Origin of the sequence: Nocardia sp. NPDC058499 (assembly GCF_042719915.1) — a bacterium.
Lineage (GTDB): Bacteria > Actinomycetota > Actinomycetes > Mycobacteriales > Mycobacteriaceae > Nocardia.
In genome coordinates this window covers 445,529-458,070 of record NZ_JBHXMZ010000003.1, presented here as the reverse complement: position 1 = coordinate 458,070, position 12,542 = coordinate 445,529, and the positions used below count along the sequence as shown (strand labels likewise).

Annotated in this window: 13 protein-coding genes and 1 tRNA gene; 6 read left to right on the top strand and 8 right to left on the bottom strand. The window is 66.7% G+C overall.

Features of this window, described 5'->3' with window-relative positions; translation table 11 throughout:
• Positions 1–212 precede the first annotated feature (212 nt).
• Positions 213–1,472, bottom strand: coding sequence for an FAD-dependent monooxygenase (locus ACFWPH_RS12355; protein WP_378750239.1), 1,260 nt, complete (start codon positions 1,470–1,472; stop codon positions 213–215).
• A 107-nt stretch (positions 1,473–1,579) separates the two neighbouring features.
• Between ACFWPH_RS12355 and ACFWPH_RS12350 the strand changes: the two genes are divergently transcribed.
• Positions 1,580–2,188 (top strand): TetR/AcrR family transcriptional regulator, encoded by a 609-nt coding sequence (locus tag ACFWPH_RS12350; RefSeq protein WP_378750237.1) that lies wholly within the window; start codon positions 1,580–1,582, stop codon positions 2,186–2,188.
• A 31-nt stretch (positions 2,189–2,219) separates the two neighbouring features.
• On the opposite strand, the gene ACFWPH_RS12345 is transcribed toward ACFWPH_RS12350, so the two are convergent.
• Both ACFWPH_RS12345 and ACFWPH_RS12340 read right to left on the bottom strand, forming a co-directional pair.
• Positions 2,220–2,293: transfer RNA gene (locus tag ACFWPH_RS12345), tRNA-Pro, on the bottom strand.
• Positions 2,294–2,378: 85 nt separating this feature from the next.
• Complete coding sequence (locus ACFWPH_RS12340) at positions 2,379–3,338, bottom strand: metallophosphoesterase (RefSeq protein WP_378750235.1); 960 nt, start codon at positions 3,336–3,338, stop codon at positions 2,379–2,381.
• 204 nt (positions 3,339–3,542) lie between these two features.
• Here ACFWPH_RS12340 and ACFWPH_RS12335 point away from each other — a divergent pair, with 204 nt between their 5' ends.
• Entirely contained in the window at positions 3,543–4,007 is a 465-nt protein-coding gene (locus ACFWPH_RS12335) for a GatB/YqeY domain-containing protein (protein ID WP_378750233.1), read from the top strand.
• A gap of 32 nt (positions 4,008–4,039) precedes the next feature.
• Here ACFWPH_RS12335 and ACFWPH_RS12330 read toward each other — a convergent pair whose 3' ends face one another.
• A complete protein-coding gene (locus tag ACFWPH_RS12330; protein WP_378750713.1) occupies positions 4,040–6,358 on the bottom strand; it encodes a penicillin-binding protein in 2,319 nt (772 codons plus the stop codon).
• A gap of 418 nt (positions 6,359–6,776) precedes the next feature.
• Here ACFWPH_RS12330 and ACFWPH_RS12325 point away from each other — a divergent pair, with 418 nt between their 5' ends.
• Positions 6,777–7,100, top strand: a complete 324-nt coding sequence (locus tag ACFWPH_RS12325; RefSeq protein WP_062971942.1) for a WhiB family transcriptional regulator — start codon at positions 6,777–6,779, stop codon at positions 7,098–7,100.
• A 96-nt stretch (positions 7,101–7,196) separates the two neighbouring features.
• Here the strand turns inward: ACFWPH_RS12325 and ACFWPH_RS12320 are convergent, their stop codons facing one another.
• Positions 7,197–8,336, bottom strand: a complete 1,140-nt coding sequence (locus ACFWPH_RS12320) for an ArsA family ATPase (RefSeq protein WP_378750231.1) — start codon at positions 8,334–8,336, stop codon at positions 7,197–7,199.
• Complete coding sequence (locus tag ACFWPH_RS12315; protein WP_378750711.1) at positions 8,333–9,352, bottom strand: ArsA-related P-loop ATPase; 1,020 nt, start codon at positions 9,350–9,352, stop codon at positions 8,333–8,335. Before ACFWPH_RS12315 ends, ACFWPH_RS12320 begins: the two co-directional genes overlap by 4 nt.
• A 168-nt stretch (positions 9,353–9,520) precedes the next feature.
• On the opposite strand from ACFWPH_RS12315, the gene ACFWPH_RS12310 reads away from it, so the two are divergent.
• The 3 genes from ACFWPH_RS12310 (at position 9,521) to ACFWPH_RS12300 (ending at position 11,189) form a co-directional block, all read left to right on the top strand.
• Positions 9,521–9,685 (top strand): DUF4177 domain-containing protein, encoded by a 165-nt coding sequence (locus tag ACFWPH_RS12310; protein ID WP_157116249.1) that lies wholly within the window; start codon positions 9,521–9,523, stop codon positions 9,683–9,685.
• Positions 9,686–9,705: 20 nt separating this feature from the next.
• Entirely contained in the window at positions 9,706–10,176 is a 471-nt protein-coding gene (locus ACFWPH_RS12305; RefSeq protein ID WP_378750228.1) for a RidA family protein, read from the top strand.
• A 218-nt stretch (positions 10,177–10,394) separates the two neighbouring features.
• The gene (locus ACFWPH_RS12300) at positions 10,395–11,189 is read left to right on the top strand and encodes an MBL fold metallo-hydrolase (RefSeq protein WP_378750226.1); all 795 of its coding nucleotides are present in this window, start codon (positions 10,395–10,397) and stop codon (positions 11,187–11,189) included.
• A gap of 202 nt (positions 11,190–11,391) precedes the next feature.
• On the opposite strand, the gene ACFWPH_RS12295 is transcribed toward ACFWPH_RS12300, so the two are convergent.
• Together ACFWPH_RS12295 and ACFWPH_RS12290 are read right to left on the bottom strand one after the other, a co-directional pair.
• A complete protein-coding gene (locus tag ACFWPH_RS12295; protein WP_033243926.1) occupies positions 11,392–12,066 on the bottom strand; it encodes a Crp/Fnr family transcriptional regulator in 675 nt (224 codons plus the stop codon).
• Positions 12,067–12,220: 154 nt separating this feature from the next.
• The gene (locus ACFWPH_RS12290; protein WP_081595241.1) at positions 12,221–12,460 is read right to left on the bottom strand and encodes a hypothetical protein; all 240 of its coding nucleotides are present in this window, start codon (positions 12,458–12,460) and stop codon (positions 12,221–12,223) included.
• Between the last annotated feature and the right edge of the window lie 82 nt (positions 12,461–12,542).

The following is a 12,542-nucleotide window of genomic DNA, read 5'->3' as shown; positions in this document are numbered from 1 at the left end:
TGCGCCACCCGGGCCGCTGTCGACACGGCACGGGGTATGCGCATACGCCGCAATGTGAGGCCCGGCCCGCGGGCGGTCGTTCGGTGAGTGTGGGATCGCGGGGCGGCGGTGCACTGCGGTTCGTCACCGGCGCACGGTGTGCGCTGATACGCGGTGCACCGGGGCGGCTGCCGCATGAGGCCGGTTCGGGCAACCCGAGGCGGGCGGGGAGATCAGTCGGGTACCGGTTGCGCCGCCGGGTATTCCGGGAGGGTGTAGCTCTCGGTCTCCGACAGCATGCGGGTCATCAGCGGCTGCATCACCCGTGAGGTCGCGAGGCGGGCGAAGGCGTGGGCGGCCCGGATGCCGGTTTTGGTCCGCGGGGCCATTCCTTTCACTCCGCCCGGCGGCAACTGCTGCGCGGTTTCGACGAACGGCCGCAGGGTTTCGGTGTAGCGGGTGAGGGCGGCGGCGGGTTCGTATGGGGTGCGGGCGATCTCCCCGGCCAGTACGTACGCGCCCACCAGCGCCATCGCCGTGCCCTGGCCGCTCAGCGGCGACCCGCAGTAGCCGGCGTCGCCGACCAGCGCCACCCGTCCGGTGGTCCAGTGCGGCATCGTGATCCGCGCGATCTCGTCGAAATAGAAATCCTCGGCCCGGTCCATCGCGTCGAGGATGGCTGCGGTCTGCCAGCCGCCGCCGGCGAGGTTTGCGCGGATGAGTTCCTGCTGGGCCGCGATATTGCGCCGGAGCGCCGGGGCCGGATCGGTCCGGATGATGACCATCGCCTTGGCCGTGGCCGGATCGGCATCGGGACGCAGCCCGGCCACGATTCCGCCGGGCATCGAATACATGGTCATCCAGTGCGGTTCGATTCCGGCCGGGGTCGGCATGGTGAAGTAGGACGTGTAGGCGCCGAGGTAGGTGCTGAACTGGTCTTCCGGTCCGAATGCCAGCCGGCGGGTCGCCGAGTGCAGGCCATCGGCGCCGATCACCAGGTCGAATTCCGCGGTGGCGCCCGAGGCGAAGTCCACCCGGACGCCGTCGCTGTGTTCGCGCAGGTCGCGAATCCATTCCCCGTACCGGTAGTCGACGCCTGGATTACCGGGAGCGGCGGCGGCATCGGAGATCGCGTCCAGCAGAACCTGGTTCAGATCGCCGCGGGTTATCTCGATTTCGGCGACCGCGCCGTTGCCGCCGAAGAGATCCGCGGGCATACGGACTATCTCTCGTCCTGCGGTATCGACATGCAGCATGCCGCGTTCGTCGAGCCGATGCCGGTGGATCCCGGGCATCAGGCCCATCTGCTCGGCGACGGTCCGGCTGGGCCCGCGCAGGTCGACGGCCTGCCCGCCGGGGCGGGGAGCGGGGGCGCGTTCGATCACGGTCGGCCGGATGCCGGCTCGGGACAGTTGCAGGGCGACGGCGTTGCCGGCGATTCCGCCGCCGGAGATCAGCACTCTGGGGGTAGCGGCACGGGAGCGTGTGGTCATCGGTTCCTCGCTGAGTTGTTTGTTCGAATGTCTTAGACAAATGTCTAACACAAGCGTAGAACAGTTGTCTAGAACAAATGTCTAAGACGAACGGTTAGGGTGTTCTCATGGGAAACAAGGAGGACCTGCTGGCTGCCGCGCGCACCTGCATCTACGAGCGCGGATTCGCCGCGACCACAGCCCGGGATATCGCCACCGAAGCGGGTGTGAGTCTCGCCGCCATCGGCTACCACTTCGGATCCAAGGACCGGCTCCTCACCGAAGCCTTCACCGACGAGACCGGCCGGGAGATCGGCGACGACCTCGAACGCCGGATCCGCGCCACCGCGGGGCAGTCGCCCGCCACCGCGTTTCCGCAGGTCTGGGAGGGTATTGCCGAGTTGTTCGAGCGCAACCGGGAAGTCCTGGTAGCGAGTGTGGAGAACTTGGTCAGGGTCCATCGGACACCCAGCGAACAAGTACGTATGGGGGAGCTGAGCGAAACCGGGGCCACCGAAATCGCGACCACGCTGGCCGAAATCCATGCGGATCTGGACCCGGCCCACGCCCGCGCCCTCGGCGGGCTCTACATGATCCTGCTCAACGGATTGGTCATGCAATGGATGAGCCATCCGGAAGGCGCCCTGCCCACCGGGGCGGAACTCGCCGCGGCGCTATCCGCACTGACCGGGGGAAATGAGCCCGGACACGAGAAAACCCCTGACCAGAAGAACTGATCAGGGGTCAATCGTGTCTCGACCACACGAGTCGGGGTGGCGGGATTTGAACCCACGACCTCTTCGTCCCGAACGAAGCGCGCTACCAAGCTGCGCCACACCCCGTGAAGCGGACCTGAGGTAGCTTACCCCAGGTCCGGTCCGGAAAAGAAACCGGCAGCTCGAGGCCGGTTTTCCGGGGTAGGAGGACCTATCCGGCCACTGCCTGTGAGGTCGAGACGTGGCCGGAATCGGTGGCCGGCTTCTTCGGCGGCACTGCCACCAGGGTGAGCAGAGTCGCTTCCGGGCGGCAGCAGAAACGGTAGGGCGCCCACGGTGAGGTGCCGATACCGGCGGATACGTGCAGCCGGGTGTGGGCGCCCCATTTGGACGGACCCTTCACCCGGGAGCGGTCGATATCGCAGTTGGTCACCAGGGCGCCGTAACCGGGCAGGCACAGCTGGCCGCCGTGCGTATGACCCGCGAGGACCAGGTCGTAGCCGTCCTCGGCGAAGCGGTCCAGGACCCGCGGCTCCGGCGAATGGGTGAGACCGAGCCGCAGATCGGCCAGTGGATTGGGGGCGCCGGCAATGGTGTCGTAGCGGTCGCGCTGCATATGCGGGTCGTCGACGCCCGCACTCGCGATCCGGGTACCGCCCACCTCGATATCGCGGCGGATATGGGTGAGATCCAGCCAGCCGCGTTCGGTGAACGCGGCGCGCAGATCCTTCCACGGCAGCGGAGCGCCGTGCACCCGCTTGTGATTCTTGTCGAAGTACTTCAGCGGGTTCTTCGGCACCGGCGCGAAATAGTCGTTGCTGCCGAATACGAACAGACCGGGGCGCGACAACAGCGGGCCGAGCGACTGCACCACCGCCGGTACTGCCTTCTGGTGGGACAGATTGTCACCGGTGTTGATCACCAGGTCCGGTTCCAGGCGGTCGAGCTCCCGCAACCACTGCTGTTTGAGCTTCTGCCCGGGGGTCATGTGCAGATCGCTGATATGCAATATCCGCAGCGGGGCGGAACCCGGCCGCAGTACCGGCATGGTGGCTTCGCGGAGAACGAAGGCATTGCGTTCGATCAGTGAGGCGTAGCCGACTCCGGCAGCCGCGGCTCCGGCTGCGCCGAACGCGGTCCGGCGCAGGGCCGACGTCGAGATCACGGGCATTTGCCCAGCATAGGTGACCAGCAGGCGCAGTGCGCAGCGTGTTGAACCACAGTTACGGCGTAGTAGCAGGCGGATTACCTGCTCATGCTCGCCTCCGCCGGGCCTGTGGCCTTGGGAAACAATGCGATAACCGCGGGTGGACACGCCCGGCGCGCAGGGATAATCCGATGGGCGTGGCGAGGTGCAGCGGCTACCGTTGCGCCCATGTCGGAACTGAAAACGAGGCTACGCGCCGATATGACCGCCGCGATGAAGGCGAAGGATTCGCTGCGGCTCAACACGCTGCGGATGCTGCTCGCCGCCGTGCAGACAGCCGAGGTGGCCGGCAAGGAAGCCCGGGAACTCTCCGATGCCGAGGTCGTCGCGGTGCTGACCAAGGAATCGAAGAAACGCAACGAGGCCGCAGAGGTCTACACCCAGGCCGGGCGTGGCGAGCTGGCTGCCAACGAGCATGCCGAGGCGCGGGTCATCGACGAATATCTGCCCACCCAGTTGACCGACGCAGAGGTCGCCGATCTCGCCGATACCGCGATCGCCCAGGTCGCGGAGGAGCTGGGGGAGCGGCCGGGTAAGCGGCAGATGGGGCAGGTCATGAAGGTCGCGACCGGGCTGGCCGCCGGGAAGGCCGACGGTTCCCGGATCTCGGCGGCGGTGAAGGCACGGCTCTAGGCGTTTGTGCGCCGCGCCGTCACCGCCGGAGATCACCGGGGTATCGGTACCGGTATGGGGATCGGCGGTAGGAACGGTGGCAGCGGTGGCAGCCCCGGGGCGTTCGGCGTCGAGGCGGGCGGACGTCCCGGCTCCGGCGCCTGCCGGATGGTGCCGTCGCTGAGATAGATCGTCACCTGCGAACCCGGAATCGCCGAACCGTTCGGTGTCGACCCGGTGACGGTGCCCTTCGGCGCCGAGCCCGGCGAAGTCACCGAGGTGACCTTGAAACCGGCGCCGGTGAGAGCCCCGGTCGCCTCGCCCGCCGTCATCCCGACCACATCGGGGACCTGGGCGTTCTCCGCGCCGCGGACATACTTCTCGTCCACCGGTGGCAGGGTCGGCGGCGGGTAGTTCACCGAGGCTTCCTTGACGGCTTTGAACCAGCTCCGGGCCGGCTCGTTACCACCGAACAGGCCGTTGGCGTCGCTGGCCGGACAGTTGCGCAGCGGGAAGGAGCAGATCTCGCCGGGGGTCGGGCTGTCGCCGTAGATGTAGGCCGCGCCCGCCATCGAATTGGTGAAACCGACGAATGCCGAGGAACGGTGGCTTTCGGTGGTCCCGGTTTTCGCGGCCACGGGCCCTTGCCAGCCGGTCGCCGCGGCGGCGGCACCGGCCGTACCGCCCGGATCGTGGTCCTTGCCCATCGCGTTGGCGAGGGTATTGGCCAGACCCGGTTCGACGACCTGCTCGCAGGCCTGTTCGGTGAGCGGTACCGGTTTGCCGTACCGGTCGATAACCTCGGCGATGGGCGACGGCGGGCACCAGGTCCCGCCGGACGCCAGCGTGGCCGCCACATTCGACAGCTCCAGCGGATTCACCGCGACGGGACCGAGAGTGAACGAACCGAGGTTCTGACCCTTGATCATGTCGGCCAGGCTCTGGTTGCCGAAGCCGGAGGTCCCCGGTTCGGTGTAGGAGCGCAGGCCGAGCCGGACCGCCATATCCACGGTCGGGGTCACGCCGACGGCCTGGATGAGCTTCACGAAGGCGGTGTTCGGGGAAGTGGCCAGCGCCTCGGTCACCGACATCGGCGACTTGTAGTTACCGGCGTTCTCGACGCAGTAGGTGGCGGGCGGACACCCGGGGGCGCCGCCGTTACCCATCCCGCGGGCGTCGAACCGGGACGGCACGTCGAGCTGGGCGTTGATACCCATACCCTTCTCCATCGCTGCCGCCGTGGTGAACAGTTTGAACACCGAACCCGCGCCGTCGCCGACCATCGAATACGGCTGGGCGAGCAGTGTCTCGTGTGCCTCCCGATCCAGGCCGTAGGTGCGGCTGCTGGCCATCGCCAGCAGCGGATGTTTGTCCTTACCCGGGCCGATCAGTGACATGACTTCGGCGATATTCGGCAGATGCGGGTCGGCGTGCTCGGCGAGCGAACGTTTCACCGCGTCCTGCACGACCGGATCCAGGGTGGTGCGGATCAGGTAACCGCCCTTCTGGATCTGCTCCTGGCTCAGCCCGGCCTCGGCCAGGTACTGCAGCGCGTAATCGCAGAAGAAGCCGCGGTCGTCGGCGGCGATACAACCTTGCGGCAGGCCCTTCGGCTCCGGCAGCACACCCAGCGGCTGGGTCTTCGCGGCCCGGAACTCCTCGGCCCGGCTGGGGATGTTCTGGATCATGGTGTCCAGGACGATGTTGCGCCGGTCGGTCACGCCTTCCGGGTTGGTGTAGGGGTTCAGTTTCGAACTGCTCTGCACCATGCCCGCGAGCATCGCCGATTGCGCGACGTTCAGGTCCTTCGCGTCGATACCGAAGTAGGTCTGGGCCGCGTCCTGGATGCCGTAGGACGAATTACCGAACGGGACAAGGTTCAGATACCGGGTGAGGATCTCGTCCTTGCTGAGCTCCTTGTCCAGGGTCAGCGCCATGCGGATCTCGCGGATCTTGCGCGCGGGAGTGGTTTCGATGGCGGCCCGGCGTTCGGCATCGGTTTTCGCGACCACCAGCAAGTTGAAGTTCTTCACGTACTGCTGGTCGAGCGTGGAGGCGCCCTGCTGTACCTCGCCGCTGCTGGTGTTGGTGAGGAAGGCACGGATGGTGCCCTGCCAGTCCACACCGTGATGGTCGGCGAAGCGTTTGTCCTCGATGGAGACGATGGCCAGCTTCATATCGTTGGAGATCTGGTCGCTGGGCACTTCGAAGCGGCGCTGCTCGTACAGATAGGCGATGGGGTTACCGGCCGCGTCCACCATGGTGGAGACGGCCGGCACGGTTCCCTCGACCAGTTCCGCCGACACGTTGTCGACAGCGTCGGCGGCGCGGTTCGAGACGAATCCGAAACCTCCGGCGACCGGGAACAACATTCCCGCAACGAGTACGGAGGCGAGTACACAGCTGCCCGCCAGCTTGAGGAGCGCACGTGTGATCGGCACAGCACCAGGGTAGAGGGTGGCCGTCCGGCGTCCGTGGAGTGTGGACATCCGGTGTTGTGTATCCGGATTCGCCGATGACGGGTGCGATCCGAGGGAACCCGCCTGACGTGCGTATTCGGCCGTATGGGCGGGCAACAGGCACCGGGTCGCAGGGACGGACGTACCAAAAAGTCATCATCCGGTCTTGCGCTCGCGGCATACCTTTACCTAGATTGAGAGCTCAGTGTGATAGAGCTAACACTCAATGTGGAATGTGGTGCACTTCGCAGCGGGGTTCGGGTTGCTGCGGAGTACACGCGATTCCGGAGCGCCGTGACCCGGTGTTCGGACTGGCAAAGGGGCACACCAAATGCATATGACAACCCCCGTCGCTCGCTTGGATGTAGAGCAGGCCGAAGCAAGGATCGCCTGGGTTTCCCAGGCCCGATGCAAGGAAGTCGATCCCGATCAGTTGTTCGTACGCGGCGCGGCACAGCGCAAGGCGGCGACGATCTGCCGGCACTGCCCGGTCCTGATGGAGTGCGGGGCGGACGCACTGGACAACAGGGTCGAGTTCGGAGTGTGGGGTGGTATGACCGAGCGGCAGCGGCGGGCGCTGCTCAAACAGCATCCTGAGGTGACCTCCTGGGCGGATTTCTTCCACGCCCAGCGCCAGCACCAGATGGCGATGTAACCCGTATCCCTATTGGACGACCGGCCGCCGGGCATTCGAATCGCCGAATGCCCGGCGGCCGATTGATCGGCCGGAGAATCCCGGCGGCGTGACCGGTCAGCCGGCGGTCACGGACTCCGTACCTGCCAGCTGGGCGCCCACCGCACGCAGCGCGGCCAGATCGGTGACATCGAACGGCAGAGCGGTTACCGAGACCATCGGCACTCGCGGATGCGCACCGGTGAACCGGTGCAACAGATGTTGCTCACGCCGGGCGGTCGCCACCCGGTGGGCGTGTACGCGCAGCACTCCGGTGGTCAGCGGATCGGAATCGCCGAGCCGGTCGGCGGCGGTCAGGGCGTGATCGGCCGGCAGCGAGCACAACACCGGATGGGTCCGGTTGAGTACCAGCCCGGCCAGTGGCATCTGCTCGGTCGACAACCGATCCACGAAGAACGATGCCTCGCGCAACGCATCGGGTTCCGGGGCGGCGATCACCAGGAAATGCGTGCCGGGTTTGGCCAGCATCGCGAAGGTACGGTTCGCCCGCTCCTGGAAGCCGCCGAACAGCGATTCCAGCGATTGCAGGAAATTCGAGGCGTCCTTGAGCATCTGACCGCCCACAATGGTCGACACCCCGCGCACCGCCAGACTCATCGCGCCGGTGACGAACCGCCCGACCCCCCGGCCGGGCGCCATGATGACCCGGATCATGCGGCCTTCGAGGAAGGTTCCCAGCCGTTTCGGTGCATCGAGGAAATCCAGCGCATTCCGCGACGGTGGGGTGTCCACGACGATCAGATCCCATTCCTTTCGCCCCGCCAGCTGGCCCAGTTTCTCCATCGCCATGTATTCCTGGGTGCCACCGAAGGACGAGGCCACAGCCTGGTAGAAGGGGTTGGCGAAGATCTGTTCGGCCTTCTCCGGTGTGGTGTGTTCGAGCACCATTTCATCGAATGTGCGCCGCATGTTCAGCATCATGGCGTGCAGTTCGCCCTTGACCTCGGGGCCCAGGTCCACCCGCTGCGGGCTGTTGTCCAGATCCGCGACTCCCAGCGACTGGGCCAGTCGCCGCGCCGGGTCGATGGTGAGAACCACGACCTTGCGGCCCAGCTCGGCCGCCCGCAAGGCGATCGCCGCGGCCGTGGTGGTCTTGCCGACGCCGCCGGAACCGCAACACACCACGACCCGGGCGGTGGGGTCGTCGAGGATGCCGGAGATGTCCAGGGGGGCCGGGCCGGCCGGTCGGGTGCTCATCGGACTCCCTGTTCGGTCAGGTAGGAGGCCAGCTCGTACAGGCCGCCTAGGTCCATACCCTCGTCGAGGGTGGGTAGCTGCAATCGTGCGATATCCAGATCCAGCAGATCCGTGGCGCTCTGATCCTGAGCGCTCAACACGGTCGAATGCTCGACCGTCTCAGTGAGCAGGCCCGCGAAGTCGGCGGCTGTCAGGGTGATTCCGGCGGCTTCCAGACCGGCGCGGACAGCCTCGGTATCGAGCTCGCCCGCGGCCGCGGCCGCACGGGTTTCCACACTCAGCGGGCTCTGCGCGGCGCGATTGACGATAACGCTGCCGATTCGCAGGTCATTCGCGCTCAACTCGGCCACGGCATCGAGGGTCTCCTGGACGGGCAGCGCCTCGAGGAGGGTGACGAGGTGGATCATCGTCTGATCCGAATGCAGCAGCCGGGATACGCTCTCGGCCTGCCCGGCGATCGGGCCGCCCTTGGCGAGTTCGGCCATCGCCTTGGTGACATCCAGGAAGCTCGCAATCCGCCCGGTCGGCGGGGCGTCGACCACGACCTCGTCGTAGACCGGTGCGCCCTGCTTGTCGACCCGGACCACGCATTCCTTGATCTTGCCGGTCAGGATGACATCGCGCAGACCCGGCGCGATCGTGGTGACGAAATCGATCGCGCCCATCCGGCGCATGGCACGCCCCGCGAAGCCGAGGTTGTAGAACATATCGAGGTATTCGAGGAAGGCGTGCTCGATATCGAGTGCCAATGCCACGACCTCGCCGCCACCGTCGGCGGTGGCGATCTTCGTCTCGGTGGGTGGCAGCGGCGGCAGGTCGAACAGTTGCGCGATCGATTGCCGGTTCTCCACCTCGACCAGAAGTACACGCCGTCCACCCGCGGCCAGTGCCAGCGCGAGCGCCCCGGCGACCGTGGACTTACCGGTGCCGCCTTTACCGGATACATAGTGCAGCCGGGCGCTCGCCGCACGCTCGGGCCATCCGGTTTTCATATCCGGGTGGGCCGATTCCGACATCGTCGTTGGTTCTGCCACGGTCGCGAGCCTATAACCCGGACTGGACGGATGCCCGCATACTCCGGATTGTCCTGCTGTGGTGTACCAGACACCGGGATCCGACACCTGTTCGGTCACACCCGGTCCTGCGCCGGGTACTCGGCCCGGGACCCAGTACGCTCGGTGCGCATGAGCGATATCACCCCGTGGGAGTACGCGACCGTACCGCTGCTGACGCATGCGACCAAACAGATCCTGGACCAGTGGGGCGCCGACGGCTGGGAACTGGTGACCGTGCTGCCCGGCCCGACCGGCGAGCAGCATGTCGCGTACCTGAAGCGGCCGAAGCAGTAAGCGCCGTGGGGGAATCCAACGTGAGCGGACCCGCTACCGAATGGCGCGCGAACCTCGGCCGGCTGGGGCTGGAAGTGCCCGAGGTGGTGGCCCCCGTCGCCGCCTACGTGCCGGCGGTGCGCAGCGGCGCGCATGTCTACACCTCCGGGCAGCTGCCGTTCGTCTCGGGTGAGCTGACGGCCGTCGGCAAGGTCGGCGCCGAGGTATCGCTCGACCAGGCGGTGCTCGCGGCCCGCTGGTGCGCGCTGAACGCACTGGCCGCAGTGCACGATCTGGTAGGCCTCGACGAGGTGCTGCGGATCGTGAAGGTCGTCGGTTTCGTGGCCTCCGCACCCGGGTTCACCGACCAGCCGCTGGTGATCAACGGCGCCTCGGAATTCTTGGGCGAGGTGTTCGGCCCCGCCGGTGCGCACGCGCGGTCGGCGGTCGGCGTTTTCGAGCTGCCCAAGAACACACCGGTCGAGGTCGAACTGATCGCCGAGATCCGCTAGGCCCACCGCCACGCGGGCGAACCGAGCAGGGGCCGGGCGGAGTGCGGATTGTCACTTCGCCCCTCGGATCTCTCCGGCCTTCCTATGGCTGTGGGAATCTGCTGTGCGGCTGCGGTTGGCGGTTCGCCCGATGTCCCGGGATCCGAGACCTGTACCGGAGTTGTGGCGCCGTGGACCGTAGATTCGACTCTGTTGCTTTCTGATCGGAGGTGTCGTCGATGACACTCACCCATCCCGCCTATGGGAAATTGCGTGCCGTCACGCCGACCGCGGCGGTACTGCTCGCGAACAATCCGGGGCCGATGACCCTGGACGGAACCAACACCTGGATTCTGCGGGCTCCCGGGCACACCGACTGTGTGGTGGTCGACCCGGGGCCGGACGATCCGGAACATATCGCCGCGATAGCCGAGGCGACCGGCGGTGCGGTGGCGTTGACGCTGATCACCCACCGTCATCCGGATCACACCGGCGGGATCGACGAACTGGTCCGATTGACCGGGTCGCCGGTACGCGCCATGGAATCGGAATTCCTGCGCGGTGAGGTCGCGCCGCTGACCGGCGATGAGGTCATCGACATCGCAGGTCTGCGGATCACCGTGCTGCACACCCCGGGGCATACCGCCGATTCGGTCAGCTTCCTGCTCGCGGACGCGGTGCTGTCCGGCGACACCATCCTGGGTCGCGGCACCACCGTGCTGGACCGTGACGGCACTCTACGCGACTATCTGCGCTCGATGGACCGGTTGCTGGCGGAGGGAGCCGGACGGGCACTGCTACCCGCGCACGGTCCCGACCATCCGGACCTGGAACCGGTCGCGCGATACTACATCGCCCACCGGCACGAGCGGCTCGAACAGGTTCGCGCGGCGCTCGACGAACTCGGTGCGGACGCCGACGCCATGGACGTGGTGCGCAAGGTGTACGTGGATGTGGACGAGAGCATGTGGCCGATGGCGCGCAACTCGGTCGAATCCCAGCTCACTTATCTGCGCTCCGAACCGGACGCCTGAGCGCGTTATCGCATTCGACCCGTTCCCGGCAGAGCGCGACCTGTAACGGGCCACTCGCGTCATTGCCGTCCGGAGCGCGTCAGCAGTACCCGGCTATCTGCGCTGCAGCCGGGTACTACGCACGAACGACCGGAGTCGGCCGTTCACCGTGCCGGGGCGGCCCGCCACGGCGAACCACGGCGCTCCGATCCGGCCGTGTGACTCAGCGCGCCCGGCGGGCCAGCCGCTCGGAATCGGAGATCAGCACGCTCTTGCCCTCGAGACGCAGCCAGCCGCGATGCGCGAAATCGGCGAGCGCCTTGTTGACCGTCTCCCGGGAAGCGCCCACGAGCTGAGCGATCTCCTCCTGGGTCAGATCGTGGGTGACGCGCAGCGCACCGGCCTCCTGGGTACCGAAACGCTGGGCGAGCTGCAGCAGCGCCTTCGCGACCCGGCCGGGGACATCGGTGAAGATCAGGTCGGCGAGGTTGTTGTTGGTGCGGCGCAGGCGGCGGGCCAGCACGCGCAGCAGCTGCTCGGCGATCTCGGGACGCTGATCGATCCAGGATTTGAGCGCGTCCCGGTCCATGGTGACTGCGCGGACCTCGGTCACCGTGGTGGCCGTGGAGGTACGCGGACCCGGGTCGAAGATCGACAGCTCGCCGAACATATCCGACGGTCCCATGATGGTCAGCAGGTTTTCCCGGCCGTCCGGCGAACGGCGGCCGAGCTTCACTTTGCCGGCGGTGATGATGTACAGCCGATCGCCTGGTTCACCCTCATTGAAGATGACGTGGCCGCGGGGGAAATCCACGGGCTGCAGCTGTTTGGCGAGCGCAGCCACCGCGGTGGGCTCAACGCCTTGGAAGATGCCGGCTCTGGCGAGGGCCTCGTCCACGAATGTGCTCCTTATCGGGAATGGCTGTAGTCGTCGGACCGAAGCGGTTCGGCCGACAGTGCAGTCTACGCGGCCTTATCGACGCGCAGTGACAGACACCACGAAAGGAAGGTTAACCGGGGGCTGTCCGGTCCACGGCAGCGGGCGCGCCGAATCAGCTCGCCCGGGCGATATCGAGGGGTTCCTCGGCCTCCTCGCTACGGTTGCGACGGCGGCGCATACGCGCGACCGCCGCCGGTAGGCCGAGTTTGGTGAGCTCGTTGACCTCGGCGTTGCTGGCTTTGTCCAGGTAGGCCTGGACCTCCTCGTCGGGCTCGACAAGTTTGCGAAGACGGTTCTCCACCCGTTCCATACCGAGGGCGAACAGCATCAACACCACTGGGAAGAGCGCCACAGCGAGTCCTTGCATGCCGGGTAGTAAACACGGTCGAGGTCTCAGATGGAATACGGGACCAGAACTGGCAGGGCAAGGTTGT

Bases quoted from the DNA above. Each gene is read 5' to 3' on its own strand.
- ACFWPH_RS12355 (WP_378750239.1), bottom strand. From the start codon at position 1,472: ATGACCACACGCTCCCGTGCCGCTACCCCCAGAGTGCTGATCTCCGGC.
- ACFWPH_RS12350 (WP_378750237.1), top strand. From the start codon at position 1,580: ATGGGAAACAAGGAGGACCTGCTGGCTGCCGCGCGCACCTGCATCTAC.
- ACFWPH_RS12340 (WP_378750235.1), bottom strand. From the start codon at position 3,338: ATGCCCGTGATCTCGACGTCGGCCCTGCGCCGGACCGCGTTCGGCGCA.
- ACFWPH_RS12335 (WP_378750233.1), top strand. From the start codon at position 3,543: ATGTCGGAACTGAAAACGAGGCTACGCGCCGATATGACCGCCGCGATG.
- ACFWPH_RS12330 (WP_378750713.1), bottom strand. From the start codon at position 6,358: ATGTTGTTCCCGGTCGCCGGAGGTTTCGGATTCGTCTCGAACCGCGCC.
- ACFWPH_RS12325 (WP_062971942.1), top strand. From the start codon at position 6,777: ATGCATATGACAACCCCCGTCGCTCGCTTGGATGTAGAGCAGGCCGAA.
- ACFWPH_RS12320 (WP_378750231.1), bottom strand. From the start codon at position 8,336: ATGAGCACCCGACCGGCCGGCCCGGCCCCCCTGGACATCTCCGGCATC.
- ACFWPH_RS12315 (WP_378750711.1), bottom strand. From the start codon at position 9,352: ATGTCGGAATCGGCCCACCCGGATATGAAAACCGGATGGCCCGAGCGT.
- ACFWPH_RS12310 (WP_157116249.1), top strand. From the start codon at position 9,521: ATGAGCGATATCACCCCGTGGGAGTACGCGACCGTACCGCTGCTGACG.
- ACFWPH_RS12300 (WP_378750226.1), top strand. From the start codon at position 10,395: ATGACACTCACCCATCCCGCCTATGGGAAATTGCGTGCCGTCACGCCG.